Source organism: Methylocystis sp. S23 (assembly GCF_054106005.1).
On sequence record NZ_CM134185.1, the window covers coordinates 1478755 to 1497768 of the forward strand.

Sequence of the window (19014 nt, forward strand, 5' to 3'; positions counted from 1 at the left end):
TGATCTAAGCCACGAGCGTCCACAGGAAGAGCACGAGCGTCTGGCCCGCCGCCGCGCCCAGCGCGATGAATTTTATGAGCGTCGCCTGCTTCAGGCGCAAAATCTCGGCCTGCGTCGCGCGCCGGGCGGCGATCAGGCGAAGCAGGATGCGGTCCTCGACGAAATCGGCGGCGCCGTAGGCGAGCGGAGCCAAGGCGAGCACCCACCGGCCGCTCTGCGGAAAATGCAAATGCTCCGCGACGGCGAGCGACCCTGCGGCGAGGGCGCTTGCGAGACAGACGAACAGGGCAAAGTCATAGGGCGCGAGCACGCGGGCGTAGCCGTCGAGCGAGGGCGCGCCGCTCGTCACCCAGCCGATGAACTCGTCGTCCCGGTAGAAGACGGAGGTCTCCCATCGCCGCGACGAGACCGTGTCGCCATGCAGCGCCGCCTCGCGCCGGGAAGCCCAGCGAATGGCGACGGTCGACAGCAGGAGAAAAATCGCAAGATAAAACATGGTCTCTTCTCCCGCGGCCAAGGGCGAGAATCGGGCGGAGCGCGCTACATATAACGCGTCTATCTTAGGTCTTTCCTGCGGCCGAAAACAATTCCCGATCCGGGAGCTCCGATGCCCTACGAGACCAATGCGGAGCTGCCCGAAAATCTGCAAAGGCTGCTCCCGCCCCACGCCCAGGACATCTACCGCGCCGCCTTCAACCACGCATTCGCCGACCATGCGGGCGATCCCCGGCGGGAGGAGGCGGCGCGCCGAATCGCCTGGGCCGCCGTGAAGAAGAGCTATATCCGCACGGAGCAGGGCTGGCGGCGGCGCGAGGCGCCTTGAGCGGGGCGATCGGGTGAAGATCATCTGGCGCCCAATGCCTCCCCTTTGCACACATCTCGAAGGTCGCTAACGCTGTCATGGCCGGGACGAGCCCGGCCATGACGGCTTCCTGGAGATGTGTGACCTCCTTAACTCGTAAAGGGGAAGGATAAGCTCACGCCGGCGCCCGCCCGTTGGCCCTCGCCTTGAGGCGACGCTCTGGCCAGCTTGGGGACTTTGTTCTAAAGGGGCGCATGGTTTCGACCCTCATCGCCCTCGCCGCCCTCGCCGCCTGGCTCTATCTCCTCATTTTCAACGGAGGATTCTGGCGGTTGACCGAACGTGACGGCGAATTTGTTCCGCAGGGCGCGGCCGTTCCGCAGGGCGCGCATGTGATCGCCGTCGTCCCGGCGCGCGACGAGGCGGAAGTCATCGCCGCGAGCCTCGCCTCCCTGCTGACGCAGAATTTTCCCGGCCGCCTCGAAATCGTGCTGGTCGACGACGAGAGCTCGGACGGCACCGGCGACGTCGCCCGCGCCAAGGCGGCGGAGCTGGGCGCGGCCGATCGGCTGACGGTGCTGCGCTCGGACGGCCCGGCCGATGGCTGGACCGGCAAGATCGCCGCCATGCATCGCGGCTTCACTTTCGTGCGCGGCCTCGAGAAACAGCCGGATTTCATCCTGTTCTGCGACGCCGACATCGCCTTCGCGCCGCATGTGCTGGCCCGCCTCGTCGCGGGGGCGGCGGCGCGCGGCGCGGCGCTGTCCTCGCTCATGGTGAAGCTGCGCTGCGCGAGCCCCGCCGAGAAATGGTTTATCCCGGCCTTCGTCTTCTTCTTCCAGATGCTCTACCCCTTCCGCGCGGTGAACGACCCCGGGAGCAAGGTGGCGGGCGCGGCGGGCGGCGTGATGCTGATTCGCCCCGAGGCGCTCGCCAAGGCCGGCGGCCTTCCCGCGATTCGCGACGCGCTGATCGACGATTGCGCGCTGGGGGCGCTGATGAAGAAGCAGGGACCGATCTGGCTCGGCCTCACCGACGACGTCCATAGCCTGCGCCCCTATCCGCATCTGGCCGATATCGGGCGCATGGTCACGCGCTCGGCATATGCGCAGCTCGACTATTCGCCCGTGAAGCTCGCCGCCGCGATCCTCGGCATGGCCGTCGCGTATCTGGCGCCGCCTTTCCTGGCTCTCTTCGCCGAATCGCCGGCGCGCGAGATCGCGATCGTCGCCTGGGCGATCATGGCCCAGGCCTATATGCCGAGCCTGCGCTTCTATGGGCTCTCCCGGCTGCGCGCCTTGGCTTTGCCGGCGGTCGCGGCGTGCTATACGTGGTTTACCGCCGCTTCGGCCTGGCGGCACATGCGCGGCCGCGGCGGCGAGTGGAAGGGCCGTTACCAGGCGCCCGCCTGAGACCGAGGCATTGGCTGCATGATCGACATTGCCGAGACGCGTTCGGGCAAGACGCATCGCGACGAGAATTTTCCCGTCGCCTCGGTCCTGATCGCGCCGCAATACCGCGCGCCGATCATGGCCTTCTATGATTTCGTGCGCGCGGCGGACGATATTTCGGACCACGCCTCGCTCGCCCCGCAGCAGAAGCTCGATCTGCTGGAGCGGCTCGACAACGCGCTGATGAATCGCGGCCCCGACGAAGCCGTGGCGGCGAGGCTGCGCGAGGAATGCAAGGCGCGCAAGCTCGATCCGCAGCATGCCCGCGACCTCATCACCGCCTTCATGCGCGACGTGACCTATCTGCGCTATCGCGACTGGGACGACCTCATCGACTACTGCCGCTATTCGGCGATGCCGGTCGGCCGTTTCGTCTGCGACGCGCATGGCGAGGACCCGTCGCGCGTCTGGGAAGCGAATGACGCGCTCTGCGCCGCCTTGCAGGTCATCAATCATTTGCAGGATTGTGGCAAGGACTATCGCGATCTGGATCGGGTCTATGTCACCGCCGAGGCGCTGGAGGCCCATGGCGGCGCGGTCGAGATGCTGGGAGAAGCGCGTGCGCCCGCCCCGCTGCTCGCGGCGATCCGCGACCTCAACCGGAAGACCGCCGGCCTGCTCGATCAGTCGCGGGTCTTCGCCGATCTCATCGACGATACGCGCCTCGCCATGGAAGTCGGCGCCATTCAGGCGCTTGCGGAGAAGCTCGTCGCGCGGCTCGCCGCCGCCGACCCGCTCCGCGACAAGGTTCACGCCGGCAAATTCGGCTTCGCGCTCGCGGGCGCGCGCGGCGCGATGGGCGCGCTGCTGCGGCGCGCGACCCGCCGGCGCCGGAAGATCGCGGACGCCACGCAATGACCATGCAATCCATCACCGACGCCGCGCCGCTCAAGACGCAGACCGTCGCCGTCAAAAGCTCCTTCTATCTCGCCATGCGGATTCTCGAGCCGCGGCGCCGGGAGGCGATGTTCGCGATCTACACCTTCTGCCGCGCGGTGGACGACATCGCCGACGATGAAGGCGATCGGGCCGAACGGCGCGAAGCGCTCGACCGATGGCGCTACGATCTCGACGAGCTTTACGCCGGCCGCATCCGTCCGCGCAGCGCCTTCCTCGCCGAACCCGTCCGCCGCTTCAAGCTCGACCGCGCCGATTTCGAGGCGATCATCGACGGCATGGCGATGGATGTCGAGGAGGATATTTGCGCGCCCGACTGGGCGAAGCTCGAACTCTATTGCGATCGGGTCGCGAGCGCCGTCGGCCGGCTGTCGGTGCGCGCCTTCGGCCTTGTCGACGAAGACGAAGCGGAGCTGCCGACGGCGCCGAAGCTTTTGGCCTATCATCTCGGCCGCGCGCTTCAGCTCACCAACATTCTGCGCGACCTCGACGAGGACGCGGCGCGCGGGCGCCTCTATCTGCCGCGCGAGGCGCTGGCGGAAGCCGGCGTCACCAATCACGCGCCGCACGCCGCGCTGTCGAGCCCGGCCCTCGATCACGTCTGCGCGCCGGTGATGGGCCGCGCGCGCGAGCATTTCGAACAGGCGGACCTCGTCATGGGCGGATTGCCGAAAAATGCGGTGAAGGCCCCCTATCTCATGGCCGCCGGCTATCGCTCCATCCTCGACGGCCTCTCGCTGCGCGGCTTCGCCCCGCCGCGCGCGCCCGTGCGCATGTCGCGCATGAAGCTCATCGGCGCATTGGTGCGGCACGCCTTCCTGTGAGCGGAACGATCCACATTGTCGGCGCGGGGCTCGCCGGCCTCTCCTGCGCCGTGCGGCTCGCCGACGAAGGCGAGCGCGTCGCGCTCTACGAGGCCGCGCGCATGGCCGGCGGGCGCTGCCGCTCCTATTTCGACGCGACGCTCGATCTCGCCATCGACAATGGCAACCATCTGCTGCTCTCCGGCAATACGGCAGCCCGCAATTATGGCGCGCGCATCGGCGCGAGCGACGCGCTGGTCGGCCCGGACGAATGCGAATTCGACTTTCTCGATTACGGGACGGGCCGGCGCTGGAAGTTGAGGCCCAACGCTTCGCGAGTCCCATGGTGGGTCTTCTTCGCCGATCGTCGCGTGCCCGGCACGGGGCCGCTCGATTATCTCGACGCTGGCAGGCTGCTTTTCGCCAAGAACGGCGCGACCATTGGCGAGACGATGCGCTGCGAGGGGCTGCTCTGGGAGAAGCTCTGGCGCCCGGTCATGCTCTCCGCGCTCAATATCGAGCCGAGCGTCGCCTCGGCGACTCTCGCCGGCGCCGTGCTGCGCGAGACGCTCGCCGCCGGGGGCGACGCCTGCCGGCCGCTCGTCGCCAAGGGCGGCCTTGGCCGCGCCTTCATCGAGCCGGCGCTGCGCAAGCTGCAATCGCAAGGAGTCGAGCCGCGCTTCGGCGCGCGGTTGAAGGAGATCGTCTTCGAGGGCGCGCGGGTCTCTGCCCTGCGCTTCGGCGACGAGGAAATCGCGATCGGGGCCGAGGATCGCGTCGTGCTGGCCGCGCCCGCCTGGATCGCGCAGGAGCTGATCCCCGGCCTCGCGGCGCCAAACGACCACCGCGCCATTCTCAACGCCCATTTCAAGATCGCGCCGCCGCCTCGCCAGCCTCTGCTCCTCGGCATGGTCGGCTCGCTCTCCGAATGGCTCTTCGCCTTCGACGACCGCCTGTCCGTGACGATCAGCGGCGCCGACCGGCTGATGGACGAACCGCGCGAGGATTTGGCGGAAAAGATCTGGGCGGAAGTCGCGACCGCGACCGGCCTGCCGAAAGATCTCCCTCCCTGGCAGATCGTGAAGGAAAAACGCGCGACCTTCGCCGCGACCCCCGCGCAGGAAGCGCGCCGGCCGGCCGCGAAGACGCAATGGCGCAATCTGTTCCTAGCTGGCGACTGGACGGCGACGGGGCTTCCGGCGACGATCGAGGGGTCGATACGGTCGGGATACAAGGCGGCGGAATTGGCGACGCTGCAAGCGCGCTCGTGAACGGGAGACGTCAGCTTCCTGATACGGTTTCCGTTTGATCACTTCGTTCGCGCGCCCCGTCATTGCGAGCGAAGCGAAGCAATCCAGGGGCCGCGGCGACGCTCTGGATTGCTTCGCCTTCGGCTCGCAATGACGGCCGCACGGCGAATGAATCAAACGGAACCGGTATGACGCCCCCTGCGCGCAAAGCCTAGGCAGCCTTGTTGTGCAGCTTCGCGATGAAAGCCATCGCCTTGTCGACAAGCGCGGCCAACCGCTTCTGCGCGACCGGCAAATATTCCTGCGCCTTGGCAAGGACGGTCTGAAGCTCGCGCAGCGTTTTTTCCGTGATGGGATGCGCCTTGAGCTTCTTCCACTCGGCTTGCGGATCGAAATTCGCAAGACCGGCCTGCGCCTTTTGCGTCAGCGGATAGGATTTCGCCCGATCGAGGCCGCCCTTGAGATCGACGGTCGAAAGCTGGACGAACGCCTTCTTCGACAAGGCGACGGCTTGCTCGCCCGCGATCACAGAAACGTCGCTCAGCACAGCCGCGCCGCGCTTCGTAGCGCGCAGGGCCGCTTCGGACAGCGCATTCGCCTTCACGAGCGCATGCACCCGCGCATTCGCCTTGCGCAGCTCGCCCTCGAGACGCGAAATCGTATATTCCTGCTCGCGCAGAATTTTGGCGGCGCTCTCATACGCGCCGTTCGCGCGCCCGAGGTCGCTCTCGAGCGCCGCGACATGGTCCTTGATCGTCTCGACCATGCGGAAGGAAAATTTGCCGGCCTCGAGCTCGGCCAGGGCAAGTTCGATATCCGTTCTGGCAGCCATGCTCACTCCTCCAAAGTCGCTTGCAAGACCATCGCGGGCGGATGGTTAAAACTTCGTTTCGATTTGGCGGAACACCTTCATATCCATAGGCTTGGCCTTATGACCAAGCGCGCAAGCGCAAGCGGCGTCCGGCGCAAACCGCACGACGGACGAGCATATAGCCGAGAGATAACATAAGCGCGAACCGCCTTATCCCCTCCGCGACAGCGACCTCAGAAACCCCGACATATCGTCGCTCAAATCCTGCTCGATCGCCGGCGCCATCTTCAGCAGAACATTGGCGACGAAGGCCTGATCGTTGCGCGTCTCGGCGAGCGCCTCCTGCAAAATCGGCACGCTGTCCTCGATATGCGCCAGGAACGCGACGCCCTTTTCCAGCGTCTCGCTCCATTTCGCGCGCGTCCACACGGCGAGCGGATAGATGATCTCCTGCGCGAAATTGGACTGGCGCGCCTTCTCGAAGAAGCGCAGCCCCGCATTCCAGTTCTCCCGCGCGCGCATGGGCGGCGGCGGGATGTCGCCGGCGAGCATCTTATAGGCCGACGCGCCGACATGATCCTCCAGACTGATGGGCGAATCATTCGCGGAACGGAACGGCCAGAAGGCGACCGAGCCCGGAAAATCCGGGCCCAGGCTTTCGCTCAGCGCCTTCTCGACCTTCTCCACCGCGGCCTTGTCGCCTTTCAGCGCCGCGGTCATGCAAAAGGCGAAGACGGCGTCGTTGCCATATTTGGCAGCGACGCCGCCCTTCATCTGCTGCGGCGTCAATTGCGGCGTCACGCCGTCGGCCGGGACTTGGACGTCGCCTGCCCGCAGCGCCGTGATGAAGGTCGTGATTTCAAGCCAGCCAACATAGTTGGCGATGAAGGCGTCGGGATCGACATAGACGATCGCCTGATTGATGAGCGTCTTGCGGCGCTGCAATTCCTTCATGTCGGTCATGGGAGCCTTTCCTACTCGTCCGCGAGCATGACGCCGGTGACGCAGACGTCGCCTTCGTCGATGACGAGCCTGATGGGAGTCAGATGCGCGCCCTGGCAGGGGCCGATGAAACATTCGCCCGTATCGATGTCGAATTGCGCATGATGCCGGCCGCATTCGAGGAAATTGCCCTCCTCGTCCATGAACACGCCAGGGTCCTTGTCGAGCCGCAGCCCCTCATGCGGGCAGCTATTCTCGAAGCCGTAGAAATTATTGCCCTTGCGCGTGACGATGATGGGCCAGGGCGACGCTTCGCCGCTTTCCTCCGCCTTCATCAGGACGAATCCATGGGCCTGGGCGTCGTCGATCTCGACTGTCCGACAAATCACAAAAAGCTCGTCCATGCGGCTGCCCCTTTCGAACAATGTCGAGCGCCTCGGGCGGAAAGAGGCGGATCGAGGCTCGGGTAGCAATCGATGCGCCAGAGGGCGGATACGGCCCGCGTCATTGCGAGCCGAAGGCGAAGCAAACCAGGGGCAGCCATAGCGGCTCTGGATTGCCGCGTCGCTTTCGCTCCTCGCAATGACGGCCGCATAGCCAACGAACCAAACGGCGTTCGCGTGACTTGACCATATGGTTAAATCACTATAATCGAGACGCCGGGCTGAAAGCCGAAGAACAGGGCGATGATCGAAGAGCCGTCATCTCCACGGGCGCAAGGCGCCGAGGACCGTCTCCTCAAGGCGCAGCTCGTCGGGAAGATCGAGGCGCTGCTGAAGGAGCGCGGCCTCAAGCAGGTGGAGGCCGCCGAGCTTTTCGGCGTGCAGCAGCCCGACGTCTCGAAGCTGCTGCATGGGGACTTCAGGCAGTTTTCGGTGGAGCGGCTTCTGCGCTTTCTCGTCGCACTGGGACAGGATGTGGAGATCGTGGTGACGCCGCACCGCCCCGACGCCGGCGCGTCCGCGACGCTCAGAATCGCGTAACCCTAAATGTTTTCACACGATCAAAGGATGCACGCATGAACATAGCCGCGCGCATTGAGAATGTCGCCCCCATCGGCGCCGAAGCGCTCGAAGCCAGCATCCAGAGCGCCAAGAACGCGCTGCTGGCGCAGGGCAGGTCCGACGGCCATTGGTGCTTCGAGCTCGAGGCCGACACGACCATCCCGGCCGAATATGTGCTGATGCGCCATTACCGCGCCGAGCCGGTCGACGAGGCGCTCGAGCGCAAGATCGCCGTCTATCTGCGCCGCATGCAGGGCGATCATGGCGGCTGGCCGCTCTTCCAGGACGGCGCCTTCAATATCTCGGCGAGCGTGAAAGCCTATTTCGCGCTCAAGATGATCGGCGACGACGTGAACGCGCCGCATATGGTCCGCGCCCGCGAGGCGATCCTCGCCCATGGCGGCGCGGCGACGTCGAACGTCTTCACGCGCGCGCTGCTCGCGCTCTATGGCGAAATCCCCTGGCGCGGCGTGCCGGTGATGCCGGTCGAGATCATGCTGCTGCCGAGATGGTTCCCTTTCCATCTCGACAAGATCTCCTATTGGGGCCGCACCGTGCTCGTGCCGCTCCTCGTATTGATGACCCGCAAGCCGCGCGCGAAAAACCCCAAGGGTGTGCGCATCCAGGAGCTCTTCGTCACGCCGCCCGAGGAAGTGAAGGTCTGGCCGAAGGGCGAGCACCAGACCTGGCCCTGGGCGCATATTTTCGGCGAGATCGACAAGCTGCTGCGCCTGATCGAGCCCCATATGCCGAAGCGTTCGCGCGAATACAGCGTTCAGCTCGCCGAACGCTGGACGACGGCGCGCCTCAACGGCCTTGATGGCCTCGGCGCCATTTTCCCCGCCATGGTCAACAGCCTGCTGATGTATGACGTGCTGGGCGTCCCGGAGACGGACCAGCGCGTGAAGGATGCGCGCGAATCGATCGAGCGCCTGCTCGTCGTGAACGAGACCGAGGCCTATTGCCAGCCCTGCGTCTCGCCGGTCTGGGACACCTCGCTCGTCGCCCATGCGCTGCTGGAAACCGGCGATGCGGACGCCCGCGAGCGCGCTCGCGCGGCCTGCGACTGGCTGGCCCCGCTCCAGGTGCTCGACGTCAAGGGCGATTGGGCGGCGCAGCGTCCCGATCTGCGCCCCGGCGGCTGGGCCTTCCAATACGCCAACGCCTATTATCCGGACGTGGACGACACCGCCGTCGTCGCGACCGCCATGGACCGCCTGACGAGCGGCGAAGAGAAGAAGCCCTATGTCGAGCGCATCGCCCGCGCCAGGGAATGGATCGTCGGCATGCAGTCGAGGAATGGCGGCTGGGGCGCCTTCGACGCCGACAATAGCCACCATTATCTCAACCATATCCCCTTTGCGGATCATGGCGCCCTGCTCGACCCGCCGACGGTCGACGTTTCCGCGCGCTGCGTCTCCATGCTGGCGCAGCTCGGCGACACGCCGGAGACCAGCGACTGCCTCAAGCGCGGCGTCGATTACATCATAAAGGAGCAGGAGAAGGACGGCTCCTGGTTCGGCCGCTGGGGCGCGAATTACATTTACGGCGCCTGGTCGGCGCTCTGCGCGCTCAACGCCGCCGGCCTGCCGCATTCGCACGAGGCCTATCGCCGCGCGGTGAGCTGGCTCGTCTCGATTCAAAACCCGGATGGCGGCTGGGGCGAGGACCTCTCCAGCTACAAGATGGATTACAAGGGCTATGAGCCCGCGCCCTCAACCTCTTCCCAGACGGCCTGGGCGCTGCTCGGCCTGATGGCGGCGGGCGAGGCGGACCACCCCGCCGTCGCGCGCGGCGTCGCCTGGCTGCAATCGACGCAGGCCGAGCATGGACTATGGGACGAGCCCCGCTTCACCGCCACGGGCTTTCCGCGGGTCTTCTATCTGCGCTACCATGGCTATCGCCGCTTTTTCCCGCTCTGGGCGCTGGCCCGCTACCGCAACCTCTCGCAGACGAACAGCAAGGTCGTGACAGTAGGACTGTAGCGCGCTCTCGCGCTCCGCGGCGCGGGGAAAGCCCGCTTGCCCTTAAGTCAACGCGCGTCCCTGATTTTCAGGGGCGCGTTCCGTGCGAGAGACGTCGCGAGGCCCCGCGCGAAAAGCCGATCCTACCCCGCCGGCCTATTTCTCACCAGCTCCTCCACCACCCCGGGATCCGCCAGCGTCGAAGTATCCCCCAGCGCGCCGAACTCGCCCTCCGCGATCTTGCGCAAGATCCGCCGCATGATCTTGCCCGAGCGCGTCTTGGGCAGGCCGGGCGCGAACTGGATCACGTCGGGCGCGGCGATGGGGCCGATCTCGGCGCGCACCCATTTCACGAGCTCCTTGCGCAGATGCTCGGTGGCGTGGGCGCCTTCCATCAGCGTCACATAGGCGTAGATGCCCTGGCCCTTGAGGTCGTGCGGATAGCCGACGACGGCGGCTTCCGAGACTTTCTCATGCGCCACGAGCGCGCTCTCGATTTCCGCCGTGCCGAGGCGGTGGCCGGAGACGTTGATGACGTCGTCGACGCGGCCGGTGATCCAGTAATAGCCGTCCGCGTCGCGCCGCGCGCCGTCGCCGGTGAAATATTTGCCGGGATAGGCGGAAAAATAAGTCTGCGCGAAGCGCTCATGGTCGCCATGGACGGTGCGCGCCTGTCCGGGCCATGAATCGGCGATGACGAGATTGCCCTCGCAGGCGCCCTCGAGCGCCTGGCCCGCGCTGTCCACGATCTCGGGGAAGACGCCGAAGAAGGGCCGCGTCGCGGAGCCCGGCTTCAAGACGGTCGCGCCGGGGAGCGGCGCGATGAGAATGCCGCCCGTCTCCGTCTGCCACCAGGTGTCGACGATGGGGCAGCGCCCTTCGCCCACCACGCGGTGATACCATTCCCAGGCTTCGGGATTGATCGGCTCGCCGACCGAGCCCAGCAGCCGCAGCGATTTGCGGCTCGATTTTCTCACCGGCTCCTCGCCCGCCGCCATCAGCGCGCGGATCGCGGTCGGCGCGGTGTAGAAGATGTTCACGCCATGCTTGTCGATCACGTCCCAGAAGCGGGAGACGCCCGGATAGGTCGGCACGCCCTCGAACATCAGCGTCGTCGCGCCATTGGCGAGGGGGCCGTAGACGATATAGGAGTGGCCCGTCACCCAGCCGACATCCGCCGTGCACCAATAGACGTCGCCCTCGCGATGGTCGAAGACGAGCTCATGCGTCAGCGCGGCATGGACGAGATAGCCGCCCGTCGTATGCAGCACGCCCTTGGGCCTGCCGGTCGAGCCCGACGTATAGAGGATGAAGAGCGGGTCCTCCGCGCCCATTTCCGCATAGGGGCAGTCGGCATGGACCGCCAACGCCTCCTCCTCATAGCGGAAGTCGCGGCCGGGAGCCCAGTCGATCTCCGCGCCCGTGCGCGTGACGACGATGACGCTCTTCGCCTCCACCTTCTCCAGCGCCGCGTCGACATTGCTCTTGAGGGGGACCTTGCGGCCGCCGCGCAGGCCTTCATCCGCCGTGACGATCACCTCCGAGGCGGCGTCCTCGATGCGGCCCGCGAGCGCCTCCGGCGAGAAGCCGGCGAAGACGACGGAATGAACGGCGCCGATGCGCGCGCAGGCCAGCATGGCGTAGGCCGCCTCGGGGATCATCGGCAGATAGATGGTGACGCGGTCGCCCTTCTTGACGCCGTGCTTCTTCAAGACATTCGCGAAGCGGCAGACATGCTCGTGCAGCTCGGCATATGTGATGCGCTTCGAGACGGAGGGATCGTCGCCCTCCCAGATGATCGCGGTCCGGTCCGCGCGTTCGGGGAGATGCCGGTCGACGCAGTTCATCGCGACATTGGTCGTCCCGTCCTCAAACCATTTGATCGAGACGTTGTGCAGGTCGAAGCTCGTATGCTTCACCTTGGTAAAGGGCGTGATCCAGTCGATCCGCCGCGCCTCCCGCGCCCAGAAGCCCTGCGGGTCTCTCCGCGACTCTTCGTAAAGCGCGCGATAGGCCTCGTCGTCGATGCGGGCGTCCTTCCAGTCCTCGGGTACGAGATAGAGCTTCTCGGACATGTGTTCCCTCGACCTTTCGTCCCGCAAGCGGGCGTCTGTTTTTGGGGGCCGTCATTGCGAGCGGAGCGAAGCAATCCAGAGCAGCTATGACGGCCCCTGGATTGCTTCGTCGCTGACGCTCCTCGCAATGACGGGCGCGGATGGCGTTGCGCCCTTGTCCTTCGCCGTCGCGCCGTCCCGCGCCAGCTCCACATTATGCTGCATGCGCCGCATCATCAGCTTCATCAGATAGAATCCGAATTGCGGATTCTGCGCCGCGAGCTCGAGCAATTCGTCGTAGCGCACGCAAAGCAGCTCCACATCGGTCGCCGCCGCCACCGTCGCCGTACGGCGGTTCTCCTCCGTGAACAAGCCCATCTCGCCGAAAAAGGCGCCGGGCTTCAGCGTGACGCCGGGCTCGAGCAGCGAAATCTCGCCCCTCACGATGATATAGGCCTCTTCCGAGAGGTCGCCTTTGCGGTGAAGCGTGAAGCCCGCGGGAAGCGTGAGCGGCTTCATATAGGGGCGCAACCATTCATAATCGAACTCGCCTTCGCTCGCCTGTTGCGTCGCCTGCCGGACGTCGGCGATGAGCCGCCGCATCTGCCGCAGGCGGAAGACGTTGATCGGCGCCATGAAGGCGTTGAGCGCGAAGAGGGGATAATAGCCCTTGAGGAGAAAATAGGCGGCGAAAAGGGCGTTGGCGGCGATGGCCGCGATGCGCAGCGGGATCATCGTGTTCGACACGAAGACGAAGACGTTCGCCGCCGCGGCGAGATAGCCGATTCCCTCGACGAGCCAGTTCTGGGGGATCATGGGGCCGTGAAAACTCCGCCTGCGCCGGATGGTTTTAGCAGAAAGGGCCGAGTCGAAGCGAGAGGGGGAACATCGCCCGCGCGACGCGCGTTGCGCCCTTTTGCTTCAGGAGGCCGGTCATGGACAGGCGCAATGGCGGGGCGACGGCGGCCGGGATCTTTTTGGGCGTCGGGCTTGGCGGCTTTTTCGACGGGATCCTCTTCCACCAGCTTCTGCAGTGGCATCACATGCTGAGCAATGTCCGCCCGACGGACACGGTGGCGGATCTGCAGCTCAACACGCTGTGGGACGGGCTCTTCCACGCATTTACCTATGTCTGCGTGGCGATCGGCCTCTTTCTCCTGTGGCGCGCGGCGCGGCGGCCGCATTTCGCCTGGTCGGGGCGCACGCTCGTCGGCGCGCTGCTCATGGGCTGGGGCGGCTTCAATCTCGTCGAAGGCGCCGTGAATCACCTCATTCTCGGCATCCACCATGTCAACGAGACCGTCCCCGTGTCGCAATGGGCGTTCTGGGACTGGGGATACATGCTTTGGGGCGCGGCCATGCTGGCCGCCGGCTGGGCGCTTCATATGAGCGTGCGCCGGAATCTCGCGGAAGCTTGAGCGGGCGGCGCGTGGCGCGGCCGCAACATCCGCGCCAAATGCGCGCGGAAGCCTTGGACCCGCCGCGCCCTTTAAGCGGCCATTAACCGTAATTCCGCTGGAATCTCCTCAGGATCAAGCGCGGATTCGGTCCGCGCCGAGGAGATTTCCTTTATGAAAAGACAGGCTTTCGCGGGCGCCATTGCGGCCCTTCTCGCCGGTTCGGCGACGGCCGCCGACCTTCCCCTGCGCCAGGGCGTCTACGCGCCGCCCCCGCCGCCCCCGGCGCTCTGGACCGGCTTCTTCGCGGGCGTGAACATTGGCGGCGGCTGGAGCGCGAATACGCTCAACCGCGCCAATCTCGCGCCCTATACGGACCCGCTCGCGGGCGGGCTCTGGTTTCTGCCCGGCTCGACAAATGGCGGGAGCAACGCCGGCGGCGTCGTGGGCGGCGGCCAGATCGGCTATGACTGGCAGTTCCGCGAAGCCATCGTCATCGGCGCCGAGGCGGACTTCCAGGGATCGACCATGCGCTCCGGCGGGAACGCCGTCTGGGCGCTCTATCCGAGCCCGGTCACGCCCGGCGGCTTCCTGGCGCCGCTCGCGCCCTCCGGCAATATCGGCGTTGCGCTCGACTGGTTCGGGACGGCGCGCGGCCGCGCCGGTTTCCTGGTCTCGCCCGCCTTTCTCGTCTACGGCACGGGCGGCTTCGCCTATGGCGCGCTCCGGGGACAATATACGGGCCATGGCAGTGTCCGCGTCGGCTGGACCGCCGGCGGCGGCGCGGAATGGCTCTTCCGCCCCGGCTGGTCGGTCAAGGGCGAGTATCTCTTCATGGATCTCGACAGCGGCGGAACGACCGGCTATTTCGGCCACAATTGGGGCTATCATCGTCATCCGCAGATCAATATTTTCCGGGCGGGCGTCAATTACCGCTTCAATGTCGGCGGCGGCGGCGAGCCCGTCATCGCCGCCTACTGATCCGGACGCTTGCGACTTCCCCGGCGTTCTTACGCCGCCATTGCGGGCGCGGCGAAGCAGTCCAGAGCGGCGACGCGGCTCGGGATCGCCGCTTGCGCGCCTCGCAATGGCGCAGGCCGGGCGGATTTGCGCGGCCGCTCGCGCCGGCCAGCTTCGCCCCCGCCTTCGCGCGGCCCTTTGCCTGCGCCGGGCAATTTGCTAAAGGGCGCGTCAAAATCGTTCAACGCGCCGGGCGGAGACATATGGACAAGTTCACCACGCTGACGGGAATCGCCGCGCCGCTGCCGATCATGAATGTCGACACGGACATGATCATCCCCAAGCAATATTTGAAGACGATCGCGCGCACCGGCCTCGGCAAGGGCCTCTTCTCGGAAATGCGCTACCGGGAGGACGGGTCGGAAAATCCCGACTTCGTGCTGAACCAGCCGGCCTATCGCCAGGCGACGATCCTGATCGCGGGCGACAATTTCGGCTGCGGCTCCTCGCGCGAGCACGCGCCCTGGGCGCTTCTGGATTTCGGCCTGCGCTGCGTCGTCTCGACGAGCTTCGCCGATATTTTCTATAATAACTGCTTCAAGAACGGCATTCTGCCGATCAAGGTGACGCAGGCGGAGCTCGACAAGCTGTTCGACGATGCGGGACGCGGCGCCAACGCGACGCTGACCGTCGATCTCGAGGCCCAGGAAATTCGTGGGCCGGACGGCGGCGTGATCAGGTTCGACATCGATCCTTTCCGCAAGCACTGCCTGCTGAACGGCCTCGACGATATCGGCCTGACGCTGCAGAAGGCCGACAAGATCGACGCTTTCGAGAAGGCTTCGGCGCTGTCCCGTCCCTGGGCGTGAGGCCGGCGGGCGCGCCCCGGCGCGGCGGCGGGTCATCTGGCGACAGGCCCGCGCTTGCGTTAGGAAGCGCGAGACGGCGCCTGGCGGGAAGAGCGGGCGACGCCGATGGCGGTTCATTTCTCTCTTTCCGCGACGGAGCCCCTTGAATCAATTCGCCGCCCTTTCCCGGCTTCGCGCCGCCGCGCAGTCCCTTTCCGGGGCGCTCGGCGCCGCGCGGGCGCGGCTGGCGAAAGTCCGCTCGCATAAGAAGGACGATCTGGCGGAAGCCGACTGGCGCGGCGAGGCGGCTGCTGAAAATTTAGGCGCCCCTCCCGACGACGCGCCGTCCTGGGCGCGGGCCGAAAGCGCCGCGGACGATGGGCGCGAGACCTATGCCGCGGGCTCCTATCTGGAGGGGCCGGGCTATGACGGGGACGGCATGCTCTCCGTCCATAATCTGGCCAAATCCTACAAGGCGCGACGGGTGGTGGAGGATGTGAGCCTCCATGTGAGGCGCGGCGAGGCCGTGGGCCTCCTCGGCCCCAACGGCGCCGGCAAGACCACCGTCTTCTACATGATCACCGGCCTCGTGAAGCCGGACAAGGGCGTCATCTCGCTCGACGGCTATGACGTCACGCCCCTGCCCATGTATCGCCGCGCGCGGCTCGGCATCGGCTATCTTCCTCAGGAAGCCTCTGTCTTTCGCGGCCTTTCGGTTGAGGACAATATCCGCGCCGTCCTCGAGATCACCCAGCCCGACGAGAGCAAGCGCAGGGACGAGCTGGAGGGGCTGCTCGAGGAGTTCCGCCTGACGCGCATGCGCCATACGCCAGCCGTCGCGCTTTCCGGCGGCGAGCGGCGGCGTTGCGAGATCGCCCGCGCCTTGGCGGGGCATCCCTCCTTCATGCTGCTCGACGAGCCCTTCGCCGGCATCGATCCCATCGCGGTCGGCGGCATTCAGGACCTTGTGCGGCATTTGAAGGCGCGCGGAATCGGCGTGCTGATCACCGACCACAGCGTGCGCGAGACTCTGGGTCTGACCGACCGCGCCTACATCATTTACAACGGCCACGTCTTGACCGAGGGTCCGCCTGAAGAAATTGTGGCCAATCCAGATGTTAGACGTATCTATCTCGGCGAGGATTTCCGCATGTAAAATTAAATGCTGCGCTTTCAAATTTTATCGATAATTGCTTTACTGCCCAGGGTTGTAAAAAATCTCTTCGAGGGGCCCATGGGTAATTTCGACCCAGATTTTGCCGGGACGGTCGCCGAGCTCGACGCCAAGCTCCATGAAAAGGATGTGGAGTTACAGGCGTTAAGAGGGAAATACGACCGACTTTGCCGGCGCTTTAGAGATAATCTCGGCACGCTTTCCACGCTGTTCGCCGCCCAGGCGAGAAAAACGGTGCAGCCCGATCTCTGCCGCAAATGCATTTCCTGCCTGATGGGCGCCTGTGACCTCAACGAGGTCGGCGACGACCTCGTCTCCATGAGCATTTATCTTCCGGCGCTGGCGAAAGCGCTCGTGTCCGGCCTCGACAGCCGGGTGCGGCTCGCGACCTCGGTCGATCCCGATCTCCTCGTCGACTTCAGACGCGCCAATTGCATCGGCCTCATCTATGCGGAAGCCGCCGCCAATTCGCTCAAGCACGCCTTTCCGGGCCTTGCTTCGGGATCCGTCTACGCCACCTTGCGCGGACATGGCGCGCGGCTGGAGCTCACGGTCGTCGATTGCGGACTGGGCTTCGACCCGGAGGCCGCCGCGAAGGAGGGAGCCGAAGGGCTCGATTTCATGCGCAGCCTCGCCCGCCAGATCGACGGCGATCTGAGGATCAGGACGTCCCCGACCGGAACGACCGTCTTCCTTTCCTGCCCGGCTTGAACAGGCTTGCTTTGACGGCTGATTAACCCTTGGGCGTTTCATCGCGCCAGGCGCCGGTAATTTGACCCTGCCGAGCTTTCCGCACCGTGTTATAAGCAAGAAACAGGCCGCGCCAACGCGGTCGGTAGGCAAGCGTGCGAGTTGGCGCAGATGGCGATTTCGACAAAGCTGATGATGCGCCAGGGCCAGGCCCTGGTTATGACCCCGCAGCTCCTCCAGGCGATCAAGCTGCTGCAATTCTCCAATCTGGAGCTTTCCGCCTTTCTGCACGACGAGCTGGAGCGCAATCCGCTCCTCGAGGCCCAGGAGGGCGACTATTCCGGCGAGGGCGCCGCGGGCGACGGCGCGGCCAAGGGCGGCGAGGATTTCAGCGATCTCCCGGGCGCCGCAGCCGAAGCTTTCGACGGCGAGCCCCATGAGGGCGACTGGGCGCGCGATTCGCTCGCCGTCGATTCGGCGACGCTTTCCGCTGATCTCGGCGCGGATATGAGCAACGCCTTCGAGCCCGAGGGACCAGCGGTCACGGCCGAGGCGCCGCGCGCGGCGCTGGAGGGCGCGGGCCTCTCGGCGACCTCCTGGAGCGGCGCCGCCGGCGGCGGCGGCGACGACGGCGAGGCGCCTAATCTCGAGGCCTATGTGGCCTCGCGGCCGAGCCTGCACGACCATCTCGCCGGGCAGCTCGCCCTCGCCTGCCCCGATCCGCGCCGCCGCCTGATCGGCCAGGCGATCATCGACGGCGTCGACGAGACCGGCTATCTGCGCGAGAGCCTCGAGGACATTGCCGGCCGGCTCGACGCCGGCCTGGCGGATGCGGAGGCGGTCCTCGCCATGATCCAGAGCTTCGATCCCTCCGGCGTCGGCGCCCGCGACCTCGCGGAATGCCTCGCGATCCAGCTCAGGGAGCGCGACCGCTACGATCCGGCGATGCAGATATTCGTCGCCAATCTGCCGCTCGTCGCCAAGCGCGATTTCGCGCAGCTCGCCAAGCTCTGCGGCGTCGATATGGACGACGTCGCCGACATGGCGGCCGAGCTGCGCAGCCTGGACCCGAAGCCCGGCCGCGCCTTCGGCGACGCGCCCGTCCAGCCGCTCGTCGCGGACGTCATCGTGCGCGCGGCGGCCGACGGCTCCTGGCATGTCGAGCTCAACTCCGACGCCCTGCCGAAGGTGCTGGTCAATCACAGCTATGCGGCCAAGGTCTCGGCGGGCGCCCGCGACGCCGACAAGACCTTCATCTCCACCTGCCTGCAGAACGCCAACTGGCTGACGAAGAGCCTGGAGCAGCGCAGCCGCACAATCCTCAAGGTCGCCTCCGAGATCGTGCGCCTCCAGGACGCCTTCCTCGCCAAGGGCGTGGAGCATTTGCGGCCGCTCAATCTGCGCACCATCGCCGACGCGATCGGCATGCACGAATCGACGGTGTCCCGCGTCACCTCGAATAAATATATGATGACGCCGCGCGGCATCTTCGAGCTGAAATATTTCTTCTCCGCCTCCATCGCGACCACGACGGGCGGCGAGGCGCATTCGGCCGAATCGGTGCGTTTCCGAATCAAGCAGATGATCGACAGGGAGTCCGCCGAAGAGGTGCTCTCCGACGACGCCATCGTCGCCAGGCTCAAGGCCATCAATATCGACATTGCCCGGCGCACGGTCGCCAAATATCGGGACAGCTTGCGGATTCCTTCCTCGGTCGACCGCCGCCGCGCCAAGATGGCGCTGGCCCGCGAGCAGGCGCAGGCCCATTAAATCGCGCTGCGCTTAGGCGGAATCGCCCAAACACGGATAACGTGATCGATTCTAAAGGTTTAGAGCGCGCTTCTTACGAAAAGCCGGTTTCCGCTTGTCGCGAGCCGCGCTTCAGAAGGCGCCGCTCGCATGTGGAAATCGGCGGCGCGGGCGCCCGTTGCTGCGGCGCCCATTGACTTCGCGCGCTCAGCCTTCTA

19 protein-coding genes are annotated in these 19014 nt (G+C 65.9%); 13 read left to right on the forward strand and 6 right to left on the reverse strand.

All coding sequences use genetic code 11. The annotated features are described in order from the left end of the window. Window positions 1-4: 4 nt before the first annotated feature. Window positions 5-496 carry a hypothetical protein gene (locus ACV7JP_RS07320; protein ID WP_457798568.1) on the reverse strand — a complete coding sequence of 164 codons (492 nt, stop codon included), beginning with the start codon at window positions 494-496 and terminating at the stop codon, window positions 5-7. 111 nt (window positions 497-607) lie between these two features. On the opposite strand from ACV7JP_RS07320, the gene ACV7JP_RS07325 reads away from it, so the two are divergent. From ACV7JP_RS07325 to hpnE, 5 genes are all read left to right on the forward strand, one after another. After that, window positions 608-823, forward strand: coding sequence for a ChaB family protein (locus tag ACV7JP_RS07325; protein ID WP_457798569.1), 216 nt, complete (start codon window positions 608-610; stop codon window positions 821-823). A gap of 233 nt (window positions 824-1056) precedes the next feature. Then, window positions 1057-2214, forward strand: a complete 1158-nt coding sequence (locus ACV7JP_RS07330; protein ID WP_457798570.1) for a glycosyltransferase — start codon at window positions 1057-1059, stop codon at window positions 2212-2214. A gap of 18 nt (window positions 2215-2232) precedes the next feature. Further along, on the forward strand, window positions 2233-3111 hold the full coding sequence (hpnC, locus tag ACV7JP_RS07335) for a squalene synthase HpnC (RefSeq protein ID WP_457798571.1): 879 nt from the start codon (window positions 2233-2235) through the stop codon (window positions 3109-3111). Then, on the forward strand, window positions 3108-3974 hold the full coding sequence (gene hpnD, locus ACV7JP_RS07340) for a presqualene diphosphate synthase HpnD (RefSeq protein ID WP_457798572.1): 867 nt from the start codon (window positions 3108-3110) through the stop codon (window positions 3972-3974). The genes hpnC and hpnD overlap by 4 nt, the downstream gene beginning before the upstream one ends. After that, window positions 3971-5224, forward strand: a complete 1254-nt coding sequence (gene hpnE / locus ACV7JP_RS07345) for a hydroxysqualene dehydroxylase HpnE (protein WP_457798573.1) — start codon at window positions 3971-3973, stop codon at window positions 5222-5224. Before hpnD ends, hpnE begins: the two co-directional genes overlap by 4 nt. Window positions 5225-5414: 190 nt before the next feature. Here hpnE and ACV7JP_RS07350 read toward each other — a convergent pair whose 3' ends face one another. The 3 genes from ACV7JP_RS07350 to ACV7JP_RS07360 form a co-directional block, all read right to left on the reverse strand. Further along, the gene (locus tag ACV7JP_RS07350; RefSeq protein ID WP_457798574.1) at window positions 5415-6035 is read right to left on the reverse strand and encodes a hypothetical protein; all 621 of its coding nucleotides are present in this window, start codon (window positions 6033-6035) and stop codon (window positions 5415-5417) included. 189 nt (window positions 6036-6224) lie between these two features. Then, window positions 6225-6977, reverse strand: coding sequence for a hypothetical protein (locus tag ACV7JP_RS07355; RefSeq protein WP_457798575.1), 753 nt, complete (start codon window positions 6975-6977; stop codon window positions 6225-6227). Between the two features lie 11 nt (window positions 6978-6988). Then, window positions 6989-7360 carry a Rieske (2Fe-2S) protein gene (locus ACV7JP_RS07360; protein WP_457798576.1) on the reverse strand — a complete coding sequence of 124 codons (372 nt, stop codon included), beginning with the start codon at window positions 7358-7360 and terminating at the stop codon, window positions 6989-6991. Window positions 7361-7642: 282 nt separating this feature from the next. Between ACV7JP_RS07360 and ACV7JP_RS07365 the strand changes: the two genes are divergently transcribed. After that, window positions 7643-7939: a helix-turn-helix domain-containing protein gene (locus tag ACV7JP_RS07365; RefSeq protein WP_457798577.1), complete on the forward strand. Its 297-nt coding sequence runs from the start codon at window positions 7643-7645 to the stop codon at window positions 7937-7939. A gap of 35 nt (window positions 7940-7974) precedes the next feature. Continuing rightward, window positions 7975-9945: a squalene--hopene cyclase gene (gene shc / locus ACV7JP_RS07370; RefSeq protein WP_457798578.1), complete on the forward strand. Its 1971-nt coding sequence runs from the start codon at window positions 7975-7977 to the stop codon at window positions 9943-9945. Window positions 9946-10067: 122 nt separating this feature from the next. Here the strand turns inward: shc and acs are convergent, their stop codons facing one another. Next, complete coding sequence (acs, locus tag ACV7JP_RS07375; protein WP_457798579.1) at window positions 10068-11999, reverse strand: acetate--CoA ligase; 1932 nt, start codon at window positions 11997-11999, stop codon at window positions 10068-10070. Between the two features lie 84 nt (window positions 12000-12083). Continuing rightward, on the reverse strand, window positions 12084-12794 hold the full coding sequence (locus ACV7JP_RS07380) for a Crp/Fnr family transcriptional regulator (protein WP_457798580.1): 711 nt from the start codon (window positions 12792-12794) through the stop codon (window positions 12084-12086). A 119-nt stretch (window positions 12795-12913) separates the two neighbouring features. Between ACV7JP_RS07380 and ACV7JP_RS07385 the strand changes: the two genes are divergently transcribed. From ACV7JP_RS07385 to rpoN, 6 genes are all read left to right on the forward strand, one after another. After that, a complete protein-coding gene (locus ACV7JP_RS07385; protein ID WP_457798581.1) occupies window positions 12914-13396 on the forward strand; it encodes a DUF2243 domain-containing protein in 483 nt (160 codons plus the stop codon). Between the two features lie 153 nt (window positions 13397-13549). Then, on the forward strand, window positions 13550-14356 hold the full coding sequence (locus ACV7JP_RS07390; protein ID WP_457798582.1) for an outer membrane protein: 807 nt from the start codon (window positions 13550-13552) through the stop codon (window positions 14354-14356). Window positions 14357-14598: 242 nt separating this feature from the next. Further along, window positions 14599-15204 (forward strand): 3-isopropylmalate dehydratase small subunit, encoded by a 606-nt coding sequence (gene leuD, locus ACV7JP_RS07395; protein ID WP_457798583.1) that lies wholly within the window; start codon window positions 14599-14601, stop codon window positions 15202-15204. Window positions 15205-15346: 142 nt separating this feature from the next. Continuing rightward, complete coding sequence (lptB, locus tag ACV7JP_RS07400; RefSeq protein ID WP_457798584.1) at window positions 15347-16339, forward strand: LPS export ABC transporter ATP-binding protein; 993 nt, start codon at window positions 15347-15349, stop codon at window positions 16337-16339. A 78-nt stretch (window positions 16340-16417) separates the two neighbouring features. Continuing rightward, window positions 16418-17068, forward strand: a complete 651-nt coding sequence (locus ACV7JP_RS07405) for an ATP-binding protein (protein WP_457798585.1) — start codon at window positions 16418-16420, stop codon at window positions 17066-17068. A gap of 150 nt (window positions 17069-17218) precedes the next feature. Beyond that, on the forward strand, window positions 17219-18817 hold the full coding sequence (gene rpoN / locus ACV7JP_RS07410; RefSeq protein ID WP_457798586.1) for an RNA polymerase factor sigma-54: 1599 nt from the start codon (window positions 17219-17221) through the stop codon (window positions 18815-18817). The last annotated feature ends 197 nt before the right edge of the window (window positions 18818-19014 follow it).